At 63.6% G+C, this 22,007-nt stretch carries 17 protein-coding genes; 3 read left to right on the plus strand and 14 right to left on the minus strand.

Annotation, left to right across the window (positions count from 1 at the left end):
• Positions 1–102: 102 nt before the first annotated feature.
• Both NCW75_02695 and NCW75_02700 read right to left on the minus strand, forming a co-directional pair.
• Positions 103–3,687 (minus strand): S41 family peptidase, encoded by a 3,585-nt coding sequence (locus NCW75_02695; protein UYV13202.1) that lies wholly within the window; start codon positions 3,685–3,687, stop codon positions 103–105.
• A 207-nt stretch (positions 3,688–3,894) separates the two neighbouring features.
• A complete protein-coding gene (locus NCW75_02700) occupies positions 3,895–5,124 on the minus strand; it encodes a DUF1570 domain-containing protein (GenBank protein UYV13203.1) in 1,230 nt (409 codons plus the stop codon).
• 200 nt (positions 5,125–5,324) lie between these two features.
• Between NCW75_02700 and NCW75_02705 the strand changes: the two genes are divergently transcribed.
• Complete coding sequence (locus tag NCW75_02705) at positions 5,325–6,530, plus strand: acetyl-CoA C-acyltransferase (protein UYV13204.1); 1,206 nt, start codon at positions 5,325–5,327, stop codon at positions 6,528–6,530.
• A 2-nt stretch (positions 6,531–6,532) separates the two neighbouring features.
• On the opposite strand, the gene NCW75_02710 is transcribed toward NCW75_02705, so the two are convergent.
• From NCW75_02710 to NCW75_02750, 9 genes are all read right to left on the minus strand, one after another.
• Positions 6,533–7,855 carry an aspartate aminotransferase family protein gene (locus NCW75_02710; GenBank protein UYV13205.1) on the minus strand — a complete coding sequence of 441 codons (1,323 nt, stop codon included), beginning with the start codon at positions 7,853–7,855 and terminating at the stop codon, positions 6,533–6,535.
• A gap of 10 nt (positions 7,856–7,865) precedes the next feature.
• A complete protein-coding gene (locus tag NCW75_02715; protein ID UYV13206.1) occupies positions 7,866–8,528 on the minus strand; it encodes a 3-oxoacid CoA-transferase subunit B in 663 nt (220 codons plus the stop codon).
• Entirely contained in the window at positions 8,525–9,235 is a 711-nt protein-coding gene (locus tag NCW75_02720; protein UYV13207.1) for a 3-oxoacid CoA-transferase subunit A, read from the minus strand. Before NCW75_02720 ends, NCW75_02715 begins: the two co-directional genes overlap by 4 nt.
• Before the next feature lie 8 nt (positions 9,236–9,243).
• A complete protein-coding gene (locus tag NCW75_02725) occupies positions 9,244–10,665 on the minus strand; it encodes a hypothetical protein (GenBank protein UYV13208.1) in 1,422 nt (473 codons plus the stop codon).
• A 920-nt stretch (positions 10,666–11,585) separates the two neighbouring features.
• The gene (locus NCW75_02730) at positions 11,586–12,791 is read right to left on the minus strand and encodes an HlyD family efflux transporter periplasmic adaptor subunit (GenBank protein UYV13209.1); all 1,206 of its coding nucleotides are present in this window, start codon (positions 12,789–12,791) and stop codon (positions 11,586–11,588) included.
• 39 nt (positions 12,792–12,830) lie between these two features.
• Complete coding sequence (locus NCW75_02735; GenBank protein UYV13210.1) at positions 12,831–15,137, minus strand: ABC transporter permease; 2,307 nt, start codon at positions 15,135–15,137, stop codon at positions 12,831–12,833.
• Between the two features lie 53 nt (positions 15,138–15,190).
• The gene (locus tag NCW75_02740) at positions 15,191–15,949 is read right to left on the minus strand and encodes an ABC transporter ATP-binding protein (protein ID UYV13211.1); all 759 of its coding nucleotides are present in this window, start codon (positions 15,947–15,949) and stop codon (positions 15,191–15,193) included.
• Positions 15,950–15,969: 20 nt separating this feature from the next.
• Positions 15,970–16,710 carry a response regulator transcription factor gene (locus NCW75_02745; GenBank protein ID UYV13212.1) on the minus strand — a complete coding sequence of 247 codons (741 nt, stop codon included), beginning with the start codon at positions 16,708–16,710 and terminating at the stop codon, positions 15,970–15,972.
• A 30-nt stretch (positions 16,711–16,740) separates the two neighbouring features.
• Positions 16,741–18,705 (minus strand): PAS domain S-box protein, encoded by a 1,965-nt coding sequence (locus tag NCW75_02750; protein ID UYV13213.1) that lies wholly within the window; start codon positions 18,703–18,705, stop codon positions 16,741–16,743.
• A 551-nt stretch (positions 18,706–19,256) separates the two neighbouring features.
• Here NCW75_02750 and NCW75_02755 point away from each other — a divergent pair.
• Both NCW75_02755 and NCW75_02760 read left to right on the plus strand, forming a co-directional pair.
• Positions 19,257–19,649 carry a hypothetical protein gene (locus NCW75_02755; GenBank protein UYV13214.1) on the plus strand — a complete coding sequence of 131 codons (393 nt, stop codon included), beginning with the start codon at positions 19,257–19,259 and terminating at the stop codon, positions 19,647–19,649.
• 160 nt (positions 19,650–19,809) lie between these two features.
• Entirely contained in the window at positions 19,810–20,001 is a 192-nt protein-coding gene (locus tag NCW75_02760; protein ID UYV13215.1) for a DUF2934 domain-containing protein, read from the plus strand.
• Between the two features lie 486 nt (positions 20,002–20,487).
• Here the strand turns inward: NCW75_02760 and NCW75_02765 are convergent, their stop codons facing one another.
• The 3 genes from NCW75_02765 to NCW75_02775 all read right to left on the minus strand — a co-directional run bounded on the left by NCW75_02765 (position 20,488) and on the right by NCW75_02775 (position 21,950).
• On the minus strand, positions 20,488–20,790 hold the full coding sequence (locus tag NCW75_02765) for a hypothetical protein (GenBank protein UYV13216.1): 303 nt from the start codon (positions 20,788–20,790) through the stop codon (positions 20,488–20,490).
• Between the two features lie 120 nt (positions 20,791–20,910).
• Positions 20,911–21,423 carry a DUF892 family protein gene (locus NCW75_02770; protein ID UYV13217.1) on the minus strand — a complete coding sequence of 171 codons (513 nt, stop codon included), beginning with the start codon at positions 21,421–21,423 and terminating at the stop codon, positions 20,911–20,913.
• Positions 21,424–21,458: 35 nt separating this feature from the next.
• Positions 21,459–21,950 carry an Hsp20/alpha crystallin family protein gene (locus NCW75_02775; GenBank protein ID UYV13218.1) on the minus strand — a complete coding sequence of 164 codons (492 nt, stop codon included), beginning with the start codon at positions 21,948–21,950 and terminating at the stop codon, positions 21,459–21,461.
• Between the last annotated feature and the right edge of the window lie 57 nt (positions 21,951–22,007).

A 22,007-nucleotide genomic window follows, 5' to 3' on the forward strand; every position in this document is an offset into this window, starting at 1 on the left:
GCCACTACACGATCGCGCCATGGCTCCAACGCAAAAGACGCCCGTGCGGGCGTCCGTCTGCGCGGGCTGGGTAAGCCCGAGGCCTGATAACGTGGGTCGGGCCTACTCCATGTCGTCCATCACGGCCTTCACCGCCGCCTCGAGTTGCGGGTCGACACCCTCAACCTCGTGGCCGGGGTTAACCTCAACGAGCACGTCGGGCACGGCACCGTTGTTCTCCATGTCGGTGCCGTCGGGCAGGTACCAGCCGCGGAAGGGCCGGCGGACCGTCGTCCCATCGATGAGCCGGTACGACCCGGTCGAGATGACCGCGCCGTAGGTCTCCTGGCCCACCAGCGGCCCGCGTTCGGTGGTCTTGATGGCGTGCGAGAAGATCTCGGCGTTCGAGTACGAATTCTCGTTGCACAACACCGCGATCGGGCGTGAGTAGCCGTAGATCAGCCGGCGATCACGCGGGTAGGCATCCTGGGGGACGTCGTCGGGGTTGGCCCCGCGCGGGATGGTGTAGGCGTGGCGTGGCGCCGTGAGCGAGCTGAGCAGGATGTCGGTGGTCCAGCCACCGCCGTTGTCGCGGACGTCGATGAGCAGGCCGTCCTTGCCGCTCGCCGCGGCGTACAGATCACGCTCAAAATCGCGCAGCGAGGGCTCGTTCATGCCGCGGATGTGCAGGTAGCCCACGCGCCCGCCCGACAGCTCCTCGACCTTGGCGCGGCGCTGGCGAACGCCGTCCTCGTACCGCAGGCCGCTATCGCCGCCCGAAGAAGTCGGCACGATGAGCACGTACGCGGATCCTGTCGGGTCTGCGGGCACGATGTCGAGCAGGGTTTCCTCGCCCGACGTGCCGGCCATCGCTTCGCTCAGGTCCACCGTCGGCATCCCACCCTCGGGGGCCAGCGGCGTGCCGTTGATAGCGATGATCACGTCGCCCTCGTGGAGCTTGCTCGTGTCACGCCACGCCGGGCCTTCGGGCAGCACGTACGTGACTTCGTAGCCGCGTGCCACGGGCTTGGCGTCGATGCCCAGGTACCCGGTGCGGATTGCCGGTGCGTCGTAGAGCTGCGTGCCGCCCCAGATGCCCAGGTGCGAGCCGTTGAGCTCGCCCATCAGCAGCCGACCGACCTGGTAGAACTCGCTGGGCGTGCGTGTCACGCGCGCCAGCTCCAGATACCGCTCGGTCAGGCCGTCCCAATTCAGGCCCTTCATCGTGGGGTGGTAGAACTCGCGGCCGAGCATGTTGGCCGCGTCGCGGAACTTCTGGGCCTGCTCGGCGGCCACGTCGATGCGGACCGTCGCGTCGATGCCCAGCGTGTTGGCCCCGCCGCCGGTGGGCTTGGCCGTCGCCGCCTGCCCGCCGCGGATGAACACGGCCTTCGAGCCATCGGGCGTCACGTGCACCTGTGATACGCCGCCGCTCTGCACGGTCTTGCGGTCCTGCCCCTGGTAGTCGACCGAGAACAGGCTGGTGCTGCCGTCGATGTTGGTGCTGAACAGCACGCGGTCGCCGCCGGGCGTGAGCGCGAGGTTGCCGACTCCGCTGAAGCCCGTCAGTCGACGCACGCGCTGCCACGCGTCCTCGGTGTCGAATTCCAGCGGCTCGCGATCGGCCGGCTCGTCCAAATCGGGCGTGTCGATCTTGCCCTGCTTGCCCACTGCCTTGGCGGCGTCCTTGAAGTACTGGGCGAGTTCGTAGTCGGTCTTACCCTCAAGAGAGCGGTCGAGTAGCACTGCGTACGCGTCGTACGACCAGTTGTTGCCCGCGCGATCGCTCAGGAACACCAGCATCTTGCCGTCGTGGCTCAGCCGCGGGGATGTATCGATATCCGGGTGCCGCGTGATGTTCACCGGCTCGGCGTCCTGGCCGTCCAGGTCCAGCAGCCACACGTCGGCGTTGAAGTCCAGGTCGGCCACCTCGTAGACGATGTGGCGGCTGTCGGACGCCCATTGCACGTCGGGTTCGTTCCAGCTCTCGAAGACGAGCGTGTCCTGACCGCTGGCCAGGTCGCGCATCCACAGGTCGCCCCGCTCGCGGACGTACAGCAGGCGGTAGCCGTCAGGCGATGGCATGGGCTCGACCGTCCGCTCGTCGCTCTCGATGAACGGTTCAACCTCGAAGCGCAGCGCGTCGGACCAGCGTTTGCCGTGATCGATCTTGTCTTCTTCGTCTTTCTTCTCGGATTCATCCTCGCCGCCGTCTTCGGGCTGCTCTTCGCCATCGCCATCGCCATCGCTCTCGGCTTCGGTCGCTTGGTCCTCGCCCTCGGTAGGCTCTTCGGCGTCAGCGTCTTCCTCGGTGGCCTCGGGTTCTTCTTCCTCCGGCTCTTCGGGCATGATGTCCTCACGCGCGAGGCTCACCATGGCGCGGTAAATGGCGAACTCGCCGTCCTCGTCGCTCGAGAAGTACAGGTACTGGTTGTCGGGGCTCCAGGCGATGTCCTGCTCTCGCCCGCTGGTGAAGGTCACGCGGCGGGTGGGTCGGTCGTCCTCGGTGTTGCGGATGAACACCTCGCCTCGCGCCACCACGGCCAGGGTCTTGCCATCCGGGCTCAGGGCCGCCTCGCTCACCTGGCGGTCGAGGGTCTCGAGCCGAGTGTCGAGCGTCTGGCTGTCGCCCGAGGCGTAGATCTCCACGGACTCGGGTGTTGCGCCCCGCTGGGTCAGGTCGAGCGTGTACAGCGTATCCCAAACCAGGAATACGGCCGTCGACCCATCGTCGGACAGGTTCAGATCGAGCACGCCGTGGCCGATCGTGTGTTCGCCCTCCTCGGGTGCAAAATTGGTCACGCGGCGCAGCCCGTCCGCATCGGTGCGGCCGGCGGGGATGCGCCAGATGTTGTTCTGGCCGTGGCGGCTCGAGACGTAAATGGTCGATCCGTCGGGAAGGCCGAACGCGTTGGCATCGTTGCCATCGAAGTTGGTCAGTTGCTCGAATCGGCCCGTCTCGGTGTCCATCTCCCAGACCTCGCCGGCGGCGGGGCCCTGATAGGCCGGGCGGTCGTACAGGTCGCGTTGCCGGGTGAACAGCACGCGCGAGCCGTCGGCGGTCATCCGCGGCATCAGGCCATAGGCATCGGTGAGGCGTGTAATGGCGCTCCCATCGAGCGGCACGCGATACATGTTGGTTCCGCGGTACATGCCCGGCTCGAGCCTCGCCTGTACCAGCACCGCGTCGCCCGCCGCGTCGAAGCCCGAGAGCGTGAGCGAGCGATCGCTCAGCGTGATGCGGCGGACGGCGCCACCGACCACACGGCCGCCATCGGTCGAGACCGGCATGGCGTACAGGTTTGTCGAGCCGTCGCGCGTGGACGTGAACACCAGCGTCGAACCATCCGGGCTGAACGCGCTGCGCAGGTCGTCGGCTGGATGCGTGGTCAGGCGCGAGGCAACGCCGCCCCCGGCGCTCACGGCCCACAGGTCGCCCGCCCACGTGAACGCGATGGTCGAGCCATCGGGGCTCAGGCTCGGCATGCGCGGGTAACCCACGCGGGATTGCTCGGCCATCCAAGCCGCCGACGCCATGCCCGAGCGAGCAGCAGACTCGTCACCCGCCCGGCTGCTCGAAAGCGACGAATCGGGCGAGGTGGTGGCGCTGCTCGCGCAGGCCATCTGGAGCGAGGCGGTGCCCGCGGCCAGCGCCATGGCGAACGCCGCCGACACGCGGCACCTTCCTGAGAGGTCGAACCCTGGCATGGCTGGTCTCCTGATATCGAGGGCCCTAATCGGCCCGATTGGGTCGTATGCGCGAGCCACATGGCCGCCTCAGGCAGCCAAAGTAGGGCACGCCTGACAGGTACAGACTACAGCGTCTGATGCGCTGGGTCTAGCGATCTGTCGTCCGGGCGAGGGGTTGCCCGCCTCGATCGAGTGCTTGTTGGGTGATGGGTTGGGTCGCGGGCGTCACAGCCCGGCGGTTTGACGGGTCCGCTCGTCCTGATTCTGGCGCTCCCGGGCGGCGGCGGTCCACCGCCGGGCGATGCGACGCTCCAGCGAAGCCACGTCGCCGAAGTGGCGCTCGAAGCGTTCCAGGTGCTGAGCCGGGGTCTGTTCCCCGGCGGGCAGATCGGCCAGCTCGCCCAAATAGGCCGCGAGCTCGTCCCGCTGGGTGCGGTGCAGTTCCTTGAAGAGCCCGTAGGCCATCGCGTAGAGCGGCCGGGCGGTATAGGCCCGCAGCCCGGTGTTGTCGTCGAAAACGACCACCTTCTCCAGGCTCGGGAGCTCATCCTTGAGCACGAGCTTCTCGAGTTCCTGCTCGCGCGGCTCGTAAGCGAACGCGAACCCGAACTGCCCGCCGGTGTTGTGGGCCTCGAAGCTGGCCGCCAGACCTTCGCTCACCCACAAGGGATACGACGACCGGCGGTCCTGGAGCCCGGTGTTGAACGCCAGCAGGTGGATGGCCTCGTGCAGTACCTTGGCAACGCCGAAGCGGAGCACCTCGTTCTCGATGCGTCGGCGTTCCTCGCCCAGGTGCTCGTTCAGGTCGTTGGCGGCATCGCGGATCAGCCGGGCCCGCTCGTATTGGCCCTGGCGATTGGCCTCGTTGGCTTGGTCGGTGAGCTCCTGGATGCGCTGCTCGTACTTGGCCAGCTCACGCATCACGCGGAACAAGCTGGGCGAGGTGCGGTCGTCGTGGACGATGATCGCGTTGTGGGCCATGCTGTAATAGCCCGCCGTCCAGCCGGCATCGAACCCATCGTGGTTCTTCGCGAAGTCCAGATAGTCGCCGTGCTGCCCGAAGAACACGCACACCAGGCGGTGGGGGTGGGGGTGCACGGGCACGCCCAGGCGGTCGATGTCGCGGAAGTACTGCTCGCGGGCGCGCTCCAGCAACGTGATGCGGCCTCGGGTCCAGTCGTCGGGGGCATCGCTGAGCACGAGGTACGAACGCGAGCGATAGGTCTTGAAGCCCGGGCCCAGCTTGGTCTGGATGGGTTCGATCACCGACGTGTCGTCGTTCGATGAGAGCCTGGCGACGCGCTCGAGCGAGCGTGCGCGGCGGGCTGCCTCGTGCCGCAGGGCGGGGTCGGCCCAGGCCCTGAGATAGCCGTCAAAGGCCTCGCGATGGCGGCCTTCGACCTCGGCCTTGTGGGCGCTCTCGAACGCCTCTTGTGGCGAGGCCCAGGCAGCCATGCTGAATGCGAGCGTGGCCAAGCCAAGCGCAACCTTTATTGTCGGACCCATCGGCGATCCCCCTTCGCCCCGCCTATCGGCCAGCGTCTTGACCGTCCCCGGTCGAGTGCCGCGACCGGGCGCTCGGGAGTCCGAATATGGCGCGTGGGGGGGATCGGGGGGTGGTAACCCGCCGTTGACCTCCGCAGCTACCATGGCCGATGCCGCGACGCGCCGCTGTTATCTGTGCCCTGCGAACCCCGGTCGGCCGATTCGGCGGGGCCCTGGCTGGCGTTCGACCCGATGACTTGGCCGCCCACGCCATCAAGGCGGTGGTCAAACAATCGGGCATCGATCCGGCCACCATCGATGATGTCTACTTCGGCGCGGCCAACCAAGCCGGCGAGGACAACCGCAACGTCGCACGCATGGCCGTATTGCTCGCGGGGCTGCCGACGAGTGTTCCAGGATCCACCATCAACCGGCTGTGCGCGTCGGGGCTCGACGCGATCAACATCGCCGCCCGCATGATCGAGGCCGACCACGGCGACGTGTTCATCGCCGGCGGTGTCGAATCGATGAGCCGGGCACCATACGTGCTCAGCAAGCCCGACACGGCCTACGCACGCAACCAGGAGATGCACGACACCTCCATTGGCTGGCGCTTCGTGAACCCGAAGCTTTCTGAACTCCACCATCCCTACGCGATGGGCGAGACCGCCGAGAACGTCGCGCGGCAGCACAAGATCAGCCGGGAGGATCAGGACACGTTCGCGCTGTCGAGCCAGCAGAGGTGGGCCGCCGCCCACGAGCAGGGGCTGTTCAAGGACGAGATCATGCCGATTCGGATCCCCCAGCGCAAGGGCGAGCCGATGGTATTCGACACCGACGAGCACCCGCGGCCGGACACGACGCTCGAGAAGCTCGCCAAGCTGCGACCCGTGTTCGCCAAAGACGACCAGGGCACCGTGACGGCGGGCAACTCATCGAGCATCAACGACGGCGCGGCCGCGCTCTTGCTCGTCGAGGAGGGCCGAGCCAAGGCGTTGGGCCTCGAGCCGCTGGCATTCGTGGGCCCGAGCGCCGCGGTCGGCGTCGATCCGGCCTACATGGGCATCGGCCCGGTGCCCGCCATCCGCAAGGCCCTCGATCGCGCCAAACTCTCGCTCTCCGACATCGGCCTCGTCGAATTGAACGAGGCTTTCGCGGCCCAGTCGGTCGCGTGCGCTCGGGAATTGGACATCCCAAGCGAGAAGCTGAACGTGAAGGGCGGAGCGATCGCCATCGGCCACCCGCTCGGCTGCAGCGGTGCTCGGCTGGCGACCACGCTACTCCACGAGATGGTGCGCACCGGCACGACACACGGCATGGCTTCGCTTTGCGTGGGTGTTGGTCAGGGGCTGGCGACGACTTTCGAGCGGGCCTGAATTCAGACGCTCACTGCCATCTTCTCGAATCCGCGCTCGAAAGCGCCAACCAACTCATCGATCTCGGCCTCAGTCATCGGCGTTGAGAGCGTGGCCGAGCACGTGTTGATGAGGATGAACCCCTCGTCGAACATGTACTCGAGCAAGGCCTTGAGACGGGAATTCTCTTCCGGCGTGAGGTAGGCCTCGCGGAAGTTTCGCGGCGGCTGTGGCTTCATATGCACGCGGAACATCGAACCGCTTCCGGTCACACACACCGGCACGCCCGCTTGCCGGGCCGCTGTGTCGATGCCCTTCATGGCACGAGCGGCCAACGCGTTGAGGCGAGCCACCGCGGGCTCGTCGAACAGCTCCATCGCGACCAGGCCGGCCGTCGTGCTGATAGGATTGGCCGAGAAGGTGCCCGAATGCGGGTAGAGCACACGCTTGGCGCGCGGATTGAGCACTTCCATGACTTCCGAGCGGCCGACCACCGCGCCTACCGGAAAGCCGCCGCCGATCATCTTGCCGATGGCGGTCAGGTCGGGCGTGATGTCGTATCGCGATTGCAGCCCGCCGTGCTCGGTGCGGAAGGTGATGACCTCGTCGAGCACGAGCAGCGAGCCGTGCTTCGTGGCCCACTCGCGGATCGCCGCCACGAATTCCGGGTCCGCCGGCCGCAGCCCGACACGGTGGGGCATCAGGTCGAGCAGCACGCACGCAAGTTCATCTGCGTGCTTGTTCAGGATCGCGATCGCGCGCTCGGGGTCGTTGAACGGGATAATGACCACGTCGCCGAGCGCCGACCCGGGCGTGCCGTGCGCGAGGGCGACGCTGTTGGGCTGGTCGATCTCGCCCCATGTGTCGGGATTCGGCGCCTGGCTCACCTCGGCGTAGTCGTACCCGCCGTGGTAGGCGCCCTCGACCTTGGCGATCTTGGGCCGCCCCGTGTACGCCCGCGCCGCCTTGAGCGACACCATCAACGCTTCGGTGCCCGAGTTCACGAACCGCAGCTTCTCGAAGTTCGGGTTCCGCCCCACCAGATGCTCGGCGTATCGCACCTCAACCTCGGTGGCCGTCGTAAATGCCGACCCACGAGCGAGCTGCGCGGTCACCGCTTCGACAATCGCCGGGCACGCGTGGCCGTGGATGAGCGAGGCCATGTTGTTCGAGAAGTCCAGCCGCGTCACGCCCTCGATGTCGGTGATCCGGCAGCCCACACCATGGTCGGCGTACACGGGATGCGGATCGCGCAGCACGGTGTTGCGGCTGACGCCGCCAGGCAAAACTCTCTGGGCTCGTTCGTAGAGTTCGGCGCTACGTGTGGTCTGGGAAGGCGTGCTCATCGGGTATCACTCACTCTTGGATCGGCAGCAGTGGGGCACCGGTGCGCTGCTGGACGTCGCCGAACCCAACACCCGGGCTCAACTCGACCAGCCGGAACCCCTCGGGTGTCACGTCGATGACCGCAAGATCGGTGTAGATGCGGTCGATCACGCGCCGGCCCGTCAGCGGATAGGTGCAATCCTCGACCAGCTTGGGCTCGCCTTGCTTCGTGCAATGCTGCGTGATGACGTAGACCTTCTTGACGCCCGCCACAAGGTCCATCGCGCCGCCGACGGCGGGGATCGCGCCGGGCTCGCCCGTCGACCAATTCGCCAGATCACCGTTCTGGGAGACCTGCATCGCGCCCAGCACGCACAGGTCGATATGCCCGCCGCGGATCATCGCGAAGCTGTCGGCGTGGTGGAAGTAAGCCGCCCCGGGGATGGCCGTCACGTGCCGCTTGCCGGCGTTGATGAGTTCGGGGTCGCCAGCGCCCTCTTCGGGCGAGGGACCCATGCCCAGCAGGCCGTTCTCGGTGTGGTAAATCAGCGTGCGGCCCTCGGGCACGAACCGCGCGACGAGTTCGGGGATGCCGATGCCAAGATTGACATACGACCCATTGGGAATGTCGAGCGCGAGCCGTTGGGCCATCTCTTCCCGCGTGCGTCCGGCGAGTTGCTCGGTCTGGGTCATGGGTACGTCTCCCCGGCGGCGACTAATTCCGATTCATGCACGGGATTCGCCACCGCGACGACGCGCTCCACGAACAACCCCGGCGTCACGACAACCTCAGGATCAATCCCGCCAGGCTCGACGACGCGTTCTGCTTGCACGATCGCAACCTTCGCCGCCATCGCCATGATCGGGCCGAAGTTGCGCGCGGTCTTGTTGTACACGATGTTGCCATACGTATCGGCGGTGCGCCCCTTGATCAACGCGAAGTCGGCCTTCAATCCGCGCTCGAGCACGAACTCCTGCCCCTCGAACTCTCGCGTTTCTTTCCCATCGGCCAGCGGCGTGCCCACCGCGGCAGGAGTGTAGAACGCCGGGATGCCCGCCCCACCCGCGCGGATGCGTTCGGCCAGCGTGCCCTGCGGTACAAGCTCGAGCGTGGTCTTGCCGCTGCGGTAGAGTTCGGGGAACACCGTCGAGTTGGCGGTCCGTGGAAACGAACAGACCACCTTCGACACCCGCCCGGCCTTGAGCAGCGCAGCCAACCCGACCTCGCCGCTGCCGGTGTTGTTGCTGACGACCGTGAGGTCGGTCGCGCCCTGGTCGATCAGCGCGTGGATCAGCTCGATCGGGCTGCCAGCCTCACCGAACCCGCCGACCATCACCGTCGCACCATCGAAGACATCAGCCACGGCCTCGGCCGGGCTCGAGACCTGTTTGTTGATCATCGGATTGCTCAGGTGGCCGCGAGGCTCGGGTTGGTCACGCGCGAGTATTCGTACAGCCCCGCCTCGTCAAACAGCACCCGATCGTCGTAGCCGTCGAACCACACCGCGTCGGGGTTGCGGCCGACAATGCACACCTTGCCACGCTCTGGAGCGCTGCCAGCGTTGCGGAGCAGTTTGAAGATGACCACGCCGTTCTCGCTGCCCGCCAGGCCCGGGATGGGCTCGTTGGTGACGGCGACCACCTCGGTCTTGCCCTTGTAGTGCGTGATCGACAGGCGGGCGTGGTTCTCGACGCCCGACAAGCCCTTCTGCGACTCGTTGAGGATGCGCCAAGCCTCCTCGATCGGGATGTTGAACGCCTTGTACGCCACGATGTCGCGGCCGCAAAAGAAATAGTGGTTGTCGGCACCCACACGCTTCATCTCTCGCTGCATGATGCGGATCGCGTCGGGGTCGTCGTTGATGTCACGGATGATGGGCGTCTGGTTCTCAACGGTGATCCAGCCGCGGTCGAGCAGCCCGCGCATCGCTACGCCGGTGTCGGGCACCCACTGGTAGATGCCGTGCTCGCCGCGTAAATACTCGCCGTCCTCGCCCTTGGCCAGAAACTCGTCGGGATGCTCGAAGTGGACCATCATGTGCAGGCCGACCTCGGGATACGCCTCGTGGAAGTCGTCGAGCATCGCGAGGAACGTCGGGTCGAACCGCTTGGGGTAGAACGCCATCTCCTTCGTGCCGATCCGGATCGACTCGATCCCCGCCTCGGCCAGCGCCGCCAGCCACGCGGCGAGCTTGGAATTGTTCAGCACCATCGGGTCGCCGCCCGAGAGCAGAATCTCGCGCAGCTTCTCGCGACCAGACTCGGGGTGCACGCCACCGTTGGCGGCCACCTTGGCGTTGAAGTCGCGGATGTACGCCGTGATCTCGGGGATTTTGGCCAGCCCCTTCTTGGCCACCGTGCCGTCCTGGCGGGCGACCTCCTTGCGGGCGATCAACTCCTCGCGATAGCAGAAGCGGCAGTGCGCCGAGCACGTCGAGACGACGTACATCAGCCCCATCTCGTACTTGTGCAGCAGCCCCTCAACCGGGCTGTAGTCCATCTGGTTGCCGGGGTCTTCTGAGCCGGCCAGGTCGGTGGTCTCGTCGGGGCTGGCCTTCACCAGCCGCTGGATGGCCGGGCTGGTCTTGGCGAGTTCGAAGAAGTGCCGCGTGATCTTGACGGGCATCCGCTTCTCGACGTCGCGATCGGTGCCCTTGAGCCCGCCCAACTGCACGAGCTCCTCGGTGCTGTAGAGCCCGCGCATGTCGTCGGGCACCTTGTCGCCGATGAACGGGGCCAGCCCGTTGATGATCTCACGTTTGTACTGGGTGTCCTCGACCTTGTCGAGAAAGGCTTGTTCCTTCTCGGTCGGGGTGTAATCCTGAGGCATAGGTCGGGCTCCATCCTGGTCAAAAAGCGGCCTTCGTACAGGCCTGTCATCGGGAATTCGGCGTGGGCAGACCATTGTAAGCGGGCCGACCGCTGGGGTGCCATCGCGGCCGATTTCAGGCCAGTATCGGACCTCGACACCGCACGAACGGGCATACACTGGCCCCACCAGGGGCGGTAACTCAACTGGTAGAGTGCCAGCCTTGCAAATTGTTGGCGAGATAGGCGTGTCCTCTGGAATCTGGCTTGTGAGGCCATGAGCGCCGTTTGCACTACTCAATACGGGTTGAACCATCGTCCCACTTAGTCCCTATTCGACCGCAAAGTAGTGCAAAGATTTTTGTTGGTACGGCCGAAGTCGGCGGGCAGTCGGGCTGCTCAAGGCGTCTAGATCAGACACGGCGGACTGCGACGGTAACTCGCAGCAAGTCTTGCAGTCCAGCACGAATTGTCTGTGAAATGGTAAAGGCACTATCCACGCGTCGCTGTTGGCATCTACGGAATGTGAGTGTTGGGGCTCGACGTTCCATTGCGTGTTAAGAACGCGGCGCTTCCGGGCAGCGTTCTCGGCGGCCTGATTTTCTGAGTAGGAATGGTCCTTTTGGTTTACTGCCCCGGAACAGGTATCGCTGCAATCGGTGATGGATCGCGCCATGCCGCCCCGGGCATGCTGGGGGGCTCTTTGGTGCGGCTCTTCACACCGAGATGTACCCCTGGGTGAAATCGTCCGTGCTCGGGATTGGTGATGTTGGCAATGAGACGCTCAACACCATGACACAGCTATCGCCATGGTGGTTCTTGGTAGCGATGGTCATGGTGGCCATTGTCGGATTTATGCTGCTGGAACGGTGGGAGCGACGCCTGGGCAGAAATGCAGGTTGTGCGAATTCTGCAGCTCCGTCCGCTGTGTCCGGATGATCTTCATGGGCGCCGTATCCGGATGCGGGTGCCATCAACGAGGTTGTCTGTCGAGTGCCGAACAACTAACTGGTCAACATCAAGGCCAGCGAGGATTTGCGTCACTTCATCGTTTTGTTGGCCAATTTGTACTTGGCGGAGGAACGCACGACCGTTGCGAATGACGTAGACCGCCCATCTATCATCGGTGCGAAAGACGGCGGTTGTCGGCACACCTAGTACGGCCTCATGGTGCCATATTATGATCTTGGCCTCAACGCGGTATTGATCGCCAAGCCCAGTTCGGTCCGGTAGAGGTGAAACGAAATCGGCGATGACGTTGACGCGCTGCTCCTCTATGCCCAGCGCCGAGATATGGGTGAACGCACTCGGTTCGACCAGCCGCACAACCGCTGCCAGCGGTTCATCTCCTCCCCAGTGCTCGATCATGACGCGATCGCCAGCGTCGATGCGTACACCATCGGTTGAGAGCACGTCGATCACGAGTTCCAGGTCATCTAGATCGCCGACTTCCAGCAACGGTTCTCCAGCGTCGACGACCGATATGCTCTCACGCAGTACCCTGAGCACAACGCCATCGATGGGACTGGTCAGTAGCATGCGAGCCAAGTTGCCTTCGGGCGTCTCGCCACGAGCATAGAGCAATGAACTGCGGGCGACGTCAAGCTCGTAGCGTGCAATATCCTCGTCGAATTCCGCAGCACGGAAGGCTTCATGTGTCGAGCGCAGCTCAGCCTTGGCGCGGGCAAGTTCACGAGTGGTAGCGGCGTCGCGCTCACCGGCGCTGGCGATGCGTCCGTGTTCGGTCTCGGCGAGATCCCATGCCGCCCGGGCACGCTCGCGTAGGGATTCTGCTCGACGAACAGCGGCCGCAGCAGCCTCCACGCGTGCCTCAGTCTGAGCAATGGCCCGAGGGTCGAGCATCGCCGGGTCCATTGGTTCGATGGTGGCCACTGGAGTAACCCCCGCTTCGATCGCATCACCGGGGTCGAGCGTGATTCGCCGCAGCCGCCCGTGGAGTGGGCTGGAGATGACGTATCGCTCTCCAATGCGGGTCATGCCTTCCTCGTCTACGCTCACGATCATCGGAGCTAACGTGACGAACGCGGCGTCGACGGCAACCGGTTGAGGCCGAAGCGTGACGATCAGGCCGGTGACCACAGCAAGTGCGGCAAGCATGACGACAATCCACCGAGCAATGCGTTTCATGATCGGAGCCTCCCGGTCTCCATGTGTGGATTACGTTGTTTACTCTCGTGCCTTCAGCACGGCCATGAGATCAAGGCGGAGTACCCGACGCGCGATGGCAATGCCTGATAGACACGACGCCATGCAGACGATCACGACCGCAATTGCGAAAGTATCGGAGTGGATGACGAAGGGCATGCGTACCAGTTCTGATCGGGTAGCCGTGGCAGTGAACCACGCGAGGGCGTAGCCGCCGACCAGCCCCAAAGGAACCCCAACTGCGGTGATGATGGTGAGTTCGGCCAATTGCATCGTGGCGACCTCAAGCCGGGAAAAACCCAGTACACGCAAGCTGGCCAGGTCACGTCCGCGTTCTGAGAGCGAAACTCGCGCGCCGTTGTAGATCACGCCGATCGCAATGGCGGCGCTGAAGCCGATCAGAAACGTACGCATGAGTCCTAGGTTCTTGGCGATGGTTTCGCGAAAGCTCTGCTCAGTGGATTCTGTTACGTTCACCGCCATGATCCGGGGGGTGCGAGACACCTCGTCGTACAATTCACTTCGCTTGGCATCATCGACGCGTATATACACGCCACCAACGACGCCCGGCTCGCGCATGAGTCTGTTAAGTTCACCCAGATGCATGTAGGCAGCCAAGCCGGAGAAGTCCTCGATCGTTGCGGCGACGATCGTATCGAAGACCGGTCGCCGGCCTTGGAGTACTTCTACTGTGACTTGTTCGCCCGGCTTGACACGGAGAAAATCCGCTAGGATTTTCGAGAGGACAACACCGTGATCGGGTAGTACAACCTCCCGGCCGTCCTGGCCCAGCAAGTGGTGCATGCCATCGCCGCGTTCCAACCCCAGGATACCGGTGCGTCGCGTGGCCGAACCATGACGCAACCGCACACCTACGCTGCGATAGGGTTCGGTGGCGAGCACCCCGGGGAGGTGGCGTACGCTTGCCAGGGCGCTGGAGTCGGTCTCGTCGGAAAAGACGAGGTCGACATCGCGCTGTAGTACACGATCAAATTGCAGGTTGAGCACGTGATCAACGGCGTCTTCTGTGGCATTACCCAATACCAGAATAGCAGTCGCCAGTGCGACGCCGAATGCTGACAGCGCAGTCTTGATCGGGCGTCGTTCCAGATACCGTACGACCATCCGCAACGACACGGGCAGCAGGCGGTGCAGGCCCACGCGCTCAACAATCGTTGGTCGATAGGAGGTAGGGGCGGGTGGGCGCATCGCTTCTGCTGGAGACAGCCGCATCGCTCCGCGCAGGGCTCCCGTGACTGCCAGCGCACCGGTGGCTGGCCCGATCGCCAAGGCCATCAAGGCGACAGGTGGACGTAGCATGTAAATGGAACCCGGAAAATCCATGAAATCCATGTACAACGCTGTCAGGCCCCGGCCCATCATCGCGCCCAACGCGAGGCCAAGGATGGAAGCTACCAGCGCGATGAGCATCGCGAAACCCAGGTAATGGCGGCCAATCTCCCAAGTCGTATAGCCCAACGCCCGCAAGGCGGCGATCTGTTCGCGTTGTAAGCTAATGAGCCGGCCGAGTACCAAGTGCAGGAGGAATGCCGACACGACCAGAAACACAACGGGGACGATGAGCGTCATGCCTCGCAGCTCGTCGAGCTCGTTCGTGATGAACTGGTGCGAGGGTTGGTCACTCCGTCCGTACGATCCCAGGCCACCGTAACGCGCCAGTAGTGTATCAACACGCTGGATCACTGTTGCCTCGCTCGTGCCGGGCATGATCTGTAGTAGCACGTCGTTGAACGCGCCATCCATATTGAACGCCGCCGACATTTCCTCGTGACCCATCCAGAAGACGCAATATCGGTCGTGCTGCGGGAGCAGGCCGCCTGGCGGGATGAGATACACGAACTCGGGCGACATCGCTATGCCGACAATGCGCAATTGCTCGCTACGACCATCGAGAATCGCGGCAACGCTATCCCCAGGCAGAAGTCCGTGCGCCTCGGCGAATCGATGGCTCACGAGCACTTCGCGTCGGTTCCGTCCTTCGGGCAGGCGGCCGCTGCGTAAGTGGACGAGGTTGAGGGCCGATGCCTGATTCGTGGGCAATGAGATCATGCGCGCCGAGGCTGGCTCATCCATGCCCGGCATGTCGAGCAACGCACCCTTGACGGTGCGCGTGTCGACAGCGATCACGCCGGAGATCTCTCGCAATCGGCCGGCGAGCGAATCCGGGGCCCGTCGGGCGTGGGCGAAGACATCGGCAAAACGGTGGCGCTGGTAGTATGTATCGACGGCAGCACGCAGCGAATCCATCATGCTGAGGGCCATCACGAAGGTCGCGATGCCGCAGGCCATTACCACCGAGATGGCCAAGGCCTGCTCCTTCGTGTGCCACAGGTCTCGCAGCAGCTTGCGATGGAGAGCCCTCACCAGGTGAGCTCCCGTGCGACCGCCCGATGCTCGTTGACGTGCGTACTCGCAACCTGGCCGCCAGAGAGCGACACTACGCGATCACCCATGCTCGCGATGATCGCATTGTGCGTGATGACGACCGTTGCGGTGCCGACCTCGCGGTTTACCCGCTCAATAGCTTCGAGCACCACCACGCCGGTCTTGGCGTCGAGGGCGCCGGTGGGCTCGTCGCACAGTAGTATTTGCGGACGCTTGGCTATGGCGCGGGCGATAGCCACGCGTTGCTGCTCACCGCCGGAGAGTTGGCTGGGGAAGTGGTCCATGCGCTGGCCCAGGCCGACGAGTGCCAGGGCTTCCTCGGGCCGCATGGCACCGGGCGCGATGTCGGTGATGAGGGCTACGTTCTCGCGCGCGGTCAGGCTCGGAATGAGGTTATAGAACTGGAAGATGAAGCCCACATGCTCGCGACGATAGCGTGTCAGCCGGGCGTCGTCGGCTTTGGTGAAACTCGTGCCGAGGTAATCCAGCGATCCAGTGCTGGGGGTATCGAGCCCGCCCAGGATGTTCAGCAGAGTCGACTTGCCGCTGCCACTGGGACCAAGCAGCACCACCAATTCGCCAGCGAAGAGGTCGAAATCCACCCCGCGCAGCGCATGGACGGTCACGTCGCCCACGCGGTACGTCTTCGAAAGACCTCGCGCGGTGAAAACCGCTCTCGCACCGTTCTCGGTGGTTTCAGGACAGCCATTCGGCTCTGTGAGTGGCACGCTCATACCTAGCCTATCTGAACCCATTACGCCTCGGCCAAGCCTTCTCGGATGGCCAGCCGCATCAGTTCTGCCCGTGAATGGACGCCGAGCTTCTTGAGGATCCGATCCTGATGGCCGTCGATCGTCTTGGCGCTCCGACACAACTCGGCAGCGATCTCGCTGCGCGATAGGCCCTTGCCGATCAAGCGGAGTACCTCGACCTCACGGTTCGTCAGAGCGTCGAGGGCGAGAGCCGGCGAGGGCGTCTTGTGTGCGTTGCCGCCGGTTGTGAGACACCGCGAGCTCACTTTTGGGCCCATGACGAACGCCGACTCTCGGCTGCGAGCGATCTCCACGAGCCCTGTGGTGATATCCTCGAGCTCGTCACTCTTGGCGAAGTAACCCCACGCGCCGCAGCGATACGCCGCCGAAATATAGCCGTCCCGCACATGCGCACTGAGAAAAGCGAAGCGTTGTTTCGGGCGATGATGCCGCAGGCGATCAGCCATCTCGAATACGTCGGCTCCCGGCATCTCGATGTCAAGCAGCACAACGTCGGGGTCGAGCCTATCGGTTTCATCGAGCAGCGTGTCGGCCGCCGAAAGGTACCCGACGCAATGGATACGACCATCGACAGCAAACTGTGCCTTGAGTCCCTCGACGAGCACCTTGTGATCGTCCACGCACAGCACTCCCACACCAGAACCGGTCACGCGTGCAGCTGCCGCCGCTGAAGCCGGCCGGGCGGTTCCCAAACCTTTGCGCTTGCTGGCTGCGTTGGCCATCGTGGTCCTCCTTCGCGCGGCTTCGGCTGGCTAATGCATCGCCGTGATCACAGCGGCTCGCAGTGCCTCGAAGTCATCTTCGCCCGCCATGGCGACGGGCCTCAATGCCTCTCCACTCGTGCTTCCTCGTCGTCCTAGCAGAACTAGCCTGGCGTCGGGTTGCCTGGCACGCCAACTGCGGAGCGTTTCCGCGTCGATCGTTGCCGCCGGAGCGACCCAGATATCTGCTTCTCCAGGGCTACGAGACTTGGTCAGCTCTGCACCCGCCGATTCGAGTAACTGTGCCACGAGCGAACGCGATCGTCCCAAGGGGAGGTCGATAGCGGCTCGTAGCCTCTTGCCGTGTTTACGCCCTTCGGCGGTTGGCAGCAGCAATTCGACCGTCGTTCCTTCTCCAGGGCGAGAGCGAACGCCCACCGAACCGCCGACGTCATGAGCTACTCTGTGAACGAGCGCGAGTCCGAGGCCAGTGCCGAGGCCGCGAGTCTTCGTCGTGAAGAACATCTCGAACGCCCGATGCTGGACGTCCTCAGTCATACCGCAGCCGTTGTCCGTGACCGAGAAACGCACAGATGATCCTTCAGGGCGCGCTGAGAGATTTATCCGCCCGGCAGGCTCCTGGCCCGGCTCCAGGGAGGCGATCGCTTCACCAGCGTTGACCACGAGGTTCAGCACGGCCTGGGTCAGCCGGTGGAGCGCCACGGCAACCGGCGGGCAATCGTCGGCAAACTCCGCAGTGACTTGGACATGTTTTGGCACGGCTTTCGTGAGCAGCACGCCCACTTGAGCCCACCAATGGCGTAGATCGGTCGGGCCTTGGTCATGGTCGATCGTGTCGGGGTCCATGGCGAGATAGTGGAGCCCATCGGCCAACTGCTGTAGATACCCAATACTGTCGCCAATCTCATTGACATGGCCCAGTACGACCTTCTCGTCCGTGTGGGGTTGGCGTAGCGCATTGATGTGGGCTCGGACGGGCAGCAGCACATTGTTCATGTCGTGGCCGAGCCCCGCTGCGAGCGTGCCGATAGCTGCTAAGCGGTCGGCCATCCGGAGTTGATCCCGGCTGCGCTCCAAGTCGGCCGTGCGCTGCTGGACAAGCTCCTCAAGCTGTCGACGCGATTCGGCCAGTTGATCGTTGGTCTGCTGGCGATGGAGGAACGCTCCCAGCGGTACTACAGCGGCTGTAGCCAATTCGAGTAAGTGCAGATCCTCGTGGCGGTGTTCTCGCGTAAAGAACAACAGCACGGCGACCGAGCGGTTGCTTTCGATCACGGGCACAGCACACGCGGCTCGGAGGCCCAACCGTTTGACAAGTTCACTCTTGGAAAAGGCTGGATCCTCTGCCAGATCACCGAACCAGAGCGGCCGCCCTTCGGCCAAACAACGGCCAACGAAGCGTTGTTTGGTCTCTGTGCCAGGATCTGACATGGCTGCGACGAAGCCGTCGAGGTTGACATCCGACCGAGTCCACGTGACCACGCCCGCGAGTTCGCCGGTGCCATCGTTTGGTGACCAGGCCTCGCCGTGCTCCCAACGCGTCGATTCGCCAATCTCGCGAAGGGTGGCCATCAGTGCGGAACGGAGGTCTCTGGCCTCCGAGGTTGCAACGGCCACGTTCTTCAGCAGCCGCAGCTCCCGCTCCAGTCGCTTGGGCTTGCTGATATCACGGATGATCCCCACAAAGAGCGGTAACCTACCACCCGGAGGATCGACCCGAGATACCGATAGTTCGATGGGGATGCGCTCGCCATCAACCCGTACGCACTCGAGTTCTCGGGGACGCCCCAGGATGTTCGTGAACCCCGTACGGCGGTACGCGGCTAAGTACCCATCGTGCGCCGATCGGTGGGGCTCGGGCATGAGCACGCTGACATTGCGTCCCACCAAATCGTCCGGCTTCCACCCCAGCACTCGCTCGCACGAGTCGCTGGCGAACTGCACCGTTCCGTGGGCGTCGATGGTGATGAGCGGATCGAGCGTGCCAGCGAGCACCGCGTGCTCAATTGCGGCTTGGCGAGCCGCTTCAGGAGATAGCTGACGGTCTGAAGATGCCTCACCCACGCACTTGGCGGGACCGTCTGGTCTTGAGCTTGAACATCCTCTGGGTGAGGTGGCCATGCGTAATGGACAGTATGCCCAGAGTCCCTGCAAACAAGCCGGGATAGCGGGGCCATACGGAGCCAATCAAGGAGTTTTCCCCGTTGCTCACGGGCATCCCCCACGGCATCATGTAGTACGGGAGGCTCGCTTGGTCTTCACCGGATCTGACTGGTTGTAAAGCTGCAGGGAGCAGCGATGACAGAACGAACCATATTCGTAGTTCTGGGCATGCGTGACAATCGATGCCGCGAGTTGCTCCTGCGAGTCTTGCGTCAGATCGAGGGCGTACGGGAAGCCGCAGTTAGCCTTGCTCAGGCCCGCGCGATGATATCCCACGAAGCATCTTGCGCCCAAGCGACCCTAGCTTGGGCGATCCTGAGCCATGGCTATGGCGTGGTCCTCACCAATAGCCGGGAGGCATTCTTTCAAGAAGAGGTAGCGACATGACTTCGACAGAGGCGGTATTGAACCCTGCGATGAAGAATCACGTGGCAAACCGCGGCAGTGATGCTGTAGCAGATCCGTGCGCCATGTGCCTTGCGGCTGGCACAGGCGGAGTCGCCAGCATGGTTGCAGTCGATCAACCGCACGGAATTTGTGTTGGCAACCAGAGCGGATGCCGTGGTAATTCCAGCGTGATTGATGCCATCCTGCGAGCGTCCAGGAGAGTTACTGGTGTGAGGGGTGCGTCACCGATGAAGCGTGGTTCCCATTCATCGATCATGATCGTTACACAAGGCTTGGTTGAGCACTGCATCCATCGCACTGTTATGGCTGACGAAGCGCCGATCCTGATCGGGATTGTCACCAGCTTCGACGTTGTCAATCTGCTGTAGCAACTAAATGGTGATCAATACAAGGAGACTAGCCGTGGCCATGATCTCTAATCCAATGCTTCTGCAGAATCGGATTCCCTCCATGCCCCCACTGAGATGGGATGGGTGGAAAGAGGATACATCCGAGCCCATTGATCGCGCACCCGACCCTCTTCCGGTCATGCATGACGATCACATACGAGCTCGCGCGTACTTCATCTATGAAGATCGTGTTCGTCAAAACATCCCAGGAGACGAGGTCGGTGACTGGTTGCGAGCAGAGCACGAGCTCGAGACCGCAGCCGATCGGGCTATCGAAGCCATGATCGCCGGCGGGGCTCGGGAACGCGTCACGAGTGGTGGGCAGTGGTAGGGCGCGGCCAAGGTGAGACTCTGACTGCTGCCAAGCATTCGCTCGTTTGGTTCGCCATAGCCGACTGGCGTAGTGCCCGCCTGTTCTCGTGTATTCGGACGCCGGGCATATGCTGCCACGTCGAGCAACTCGATCGCTTTGTGGTCGCTTGTAAGGGCGAATGCGAGCACCGGCGGGTGTTGCCCCTCGGCCGTGACTTCGATGAGGCGGCCCGATGTCGATTTGTCCCAGGTCTGCAGAGGTGGTTAGCCGCCCATACTTGGGCTGCGCCCCAGGGCAGCCTTGACGCTTTTGTCACACCGACGCTGCTGAGCGAGTTGCGTCGAACGATCGGCTTGAGCACTATGAGGCTTCACTTGCATGAGGTAGATGTCATGCGGTTTGAGACGTGTGAACTGGTCACGCATCCAGCTATCGCTGAACTGACTGCCTGAGATGATCGAATCAGCCCGCTCTTGATAAGTATCTTCCGTACTTGATTGCGAATCATGCTGATCTGATTGTGATCCGAGTGCACCGGTGCCGCTCGTGTTCAAGACATCCGCGTGCCGCCACGAAGGCCGCCCGCAGGGCTACGTCTTGCGAGGTGCTCGACCGCTCGATACGATGCACACCCGACGGCGTCGCCAGGTAGAGCGTCGCCATCCAAGCCTCGTCGTCGGTCTGATTCGTGATGTCGACATGGCACGATTCGATGGCCCCAAAACGCTGCTGGAGTTCGCCGAACAGGCGAGATGCCGCGCGCCGCATAGCCAGATCGCCAGAGTTGATGGTAAAGACGTGTTGCATGGCCATCTCTTCCTCGTAAGAAGCCAAAAACCCCGGACACGTCGCTGAACGTACCGGGGCTCTCCCTCCCTGCCCGTGCCGCCTGTCAGAATGGTCGGGCGGCACGATACGGAGTTTGCTTCAGGCATGCGCCGCGACAGGGGCAGCCTTGTTGATACGTTCGGCCAGTCGCGAGAATTCCGCATCGGCGGCCTGCTCCTCGGAGAGGGTCGTCTGCAGCAAGTCCGCGACGCGCTCGTGCCCCAACTGGGAGGCCCAGGCGTGGGCACAGCCGTACCCGGCAATCTCGTCGTGCTCGATGTGCTGGGCGGCGGCGATGAGAGCCGCGTCGCGCACGCGGCGTTCGCTCCACTTGGTGTTGGCCAACTCCAGGCAGTCGGCACACAGGCCTCGCATGCCATGTGTCTCTGCCCGGCGGGCTATGGCCGGCTTGGCACCGAGTTGGGTAAACACTTGATCGAGCCGGGTGACGTGCTTGATGGTCTGATCCGCATGGGCCTGGAAGGCCCCAGCAAGATCGGCATCCCACGCCGCATCGGCCAGCCTCGTCAGCACCTCGATATCATGTTGCTCCGCAGCGTGCAACTCGCTGAGCTGCTCGATCAGTAGGTCGTCCATCGTCTTCATGCTCATGGCGATTCTCCCTTCTGTGCCGAAGCCAGCCCGCTTCAGGTTGCTACCTTGTCCTTGCGGTTGGCGTCCTTGATCTCGACCTGCTGACGCTTGGCGCCAGGCTGTTTCGGGACACGAACGGTCAGCACACCGCTGTCAACATCGGCGCTGACGCGATCGGCATCGACACCAGCAGGTAGATCGATCACGCGGCGGAACGAACCGAACCGTCGCTCGCTGCGGTAGAAGTTCTCCCCCTTCTTCTCGTCGATCTCTTCCTTTTCCCCGGAAATAGCCAACGTGTGACCGGTGACGGAGACGTCCAAGTCCTCGCAGGTGATCCCGGGCACCTCTGCACGGACGGTGAACTCGGCATCCGACTCGCTGATATCTAGCGGTGGGATCCAGCCGTTCTCTCGCAGGAGCTTGGGCTCGATGAGGTCGAGGGGATCGGCCATGAGTCTACCAAAGGTGTGATCAATCTCGTCACGCAGTCGCCCGAGCGAACCGTTGGCCGTATCGCGATGCTTCCATAGGCTCAGTGCCATGATCAGATTCCTTTCACGCTTGCAAGTAATGATGGGCTATCAGGACAAGGTAATGTG

The sequence above is a fragment of the Phycisphaera sp. genome (assembly GCA_025916675.1).
Taxonomy (GTDB): Bacteria; Planctomycetota; Phycisphaerae; order Phycisphaerales; family UBA1924; genus JAHCJI01.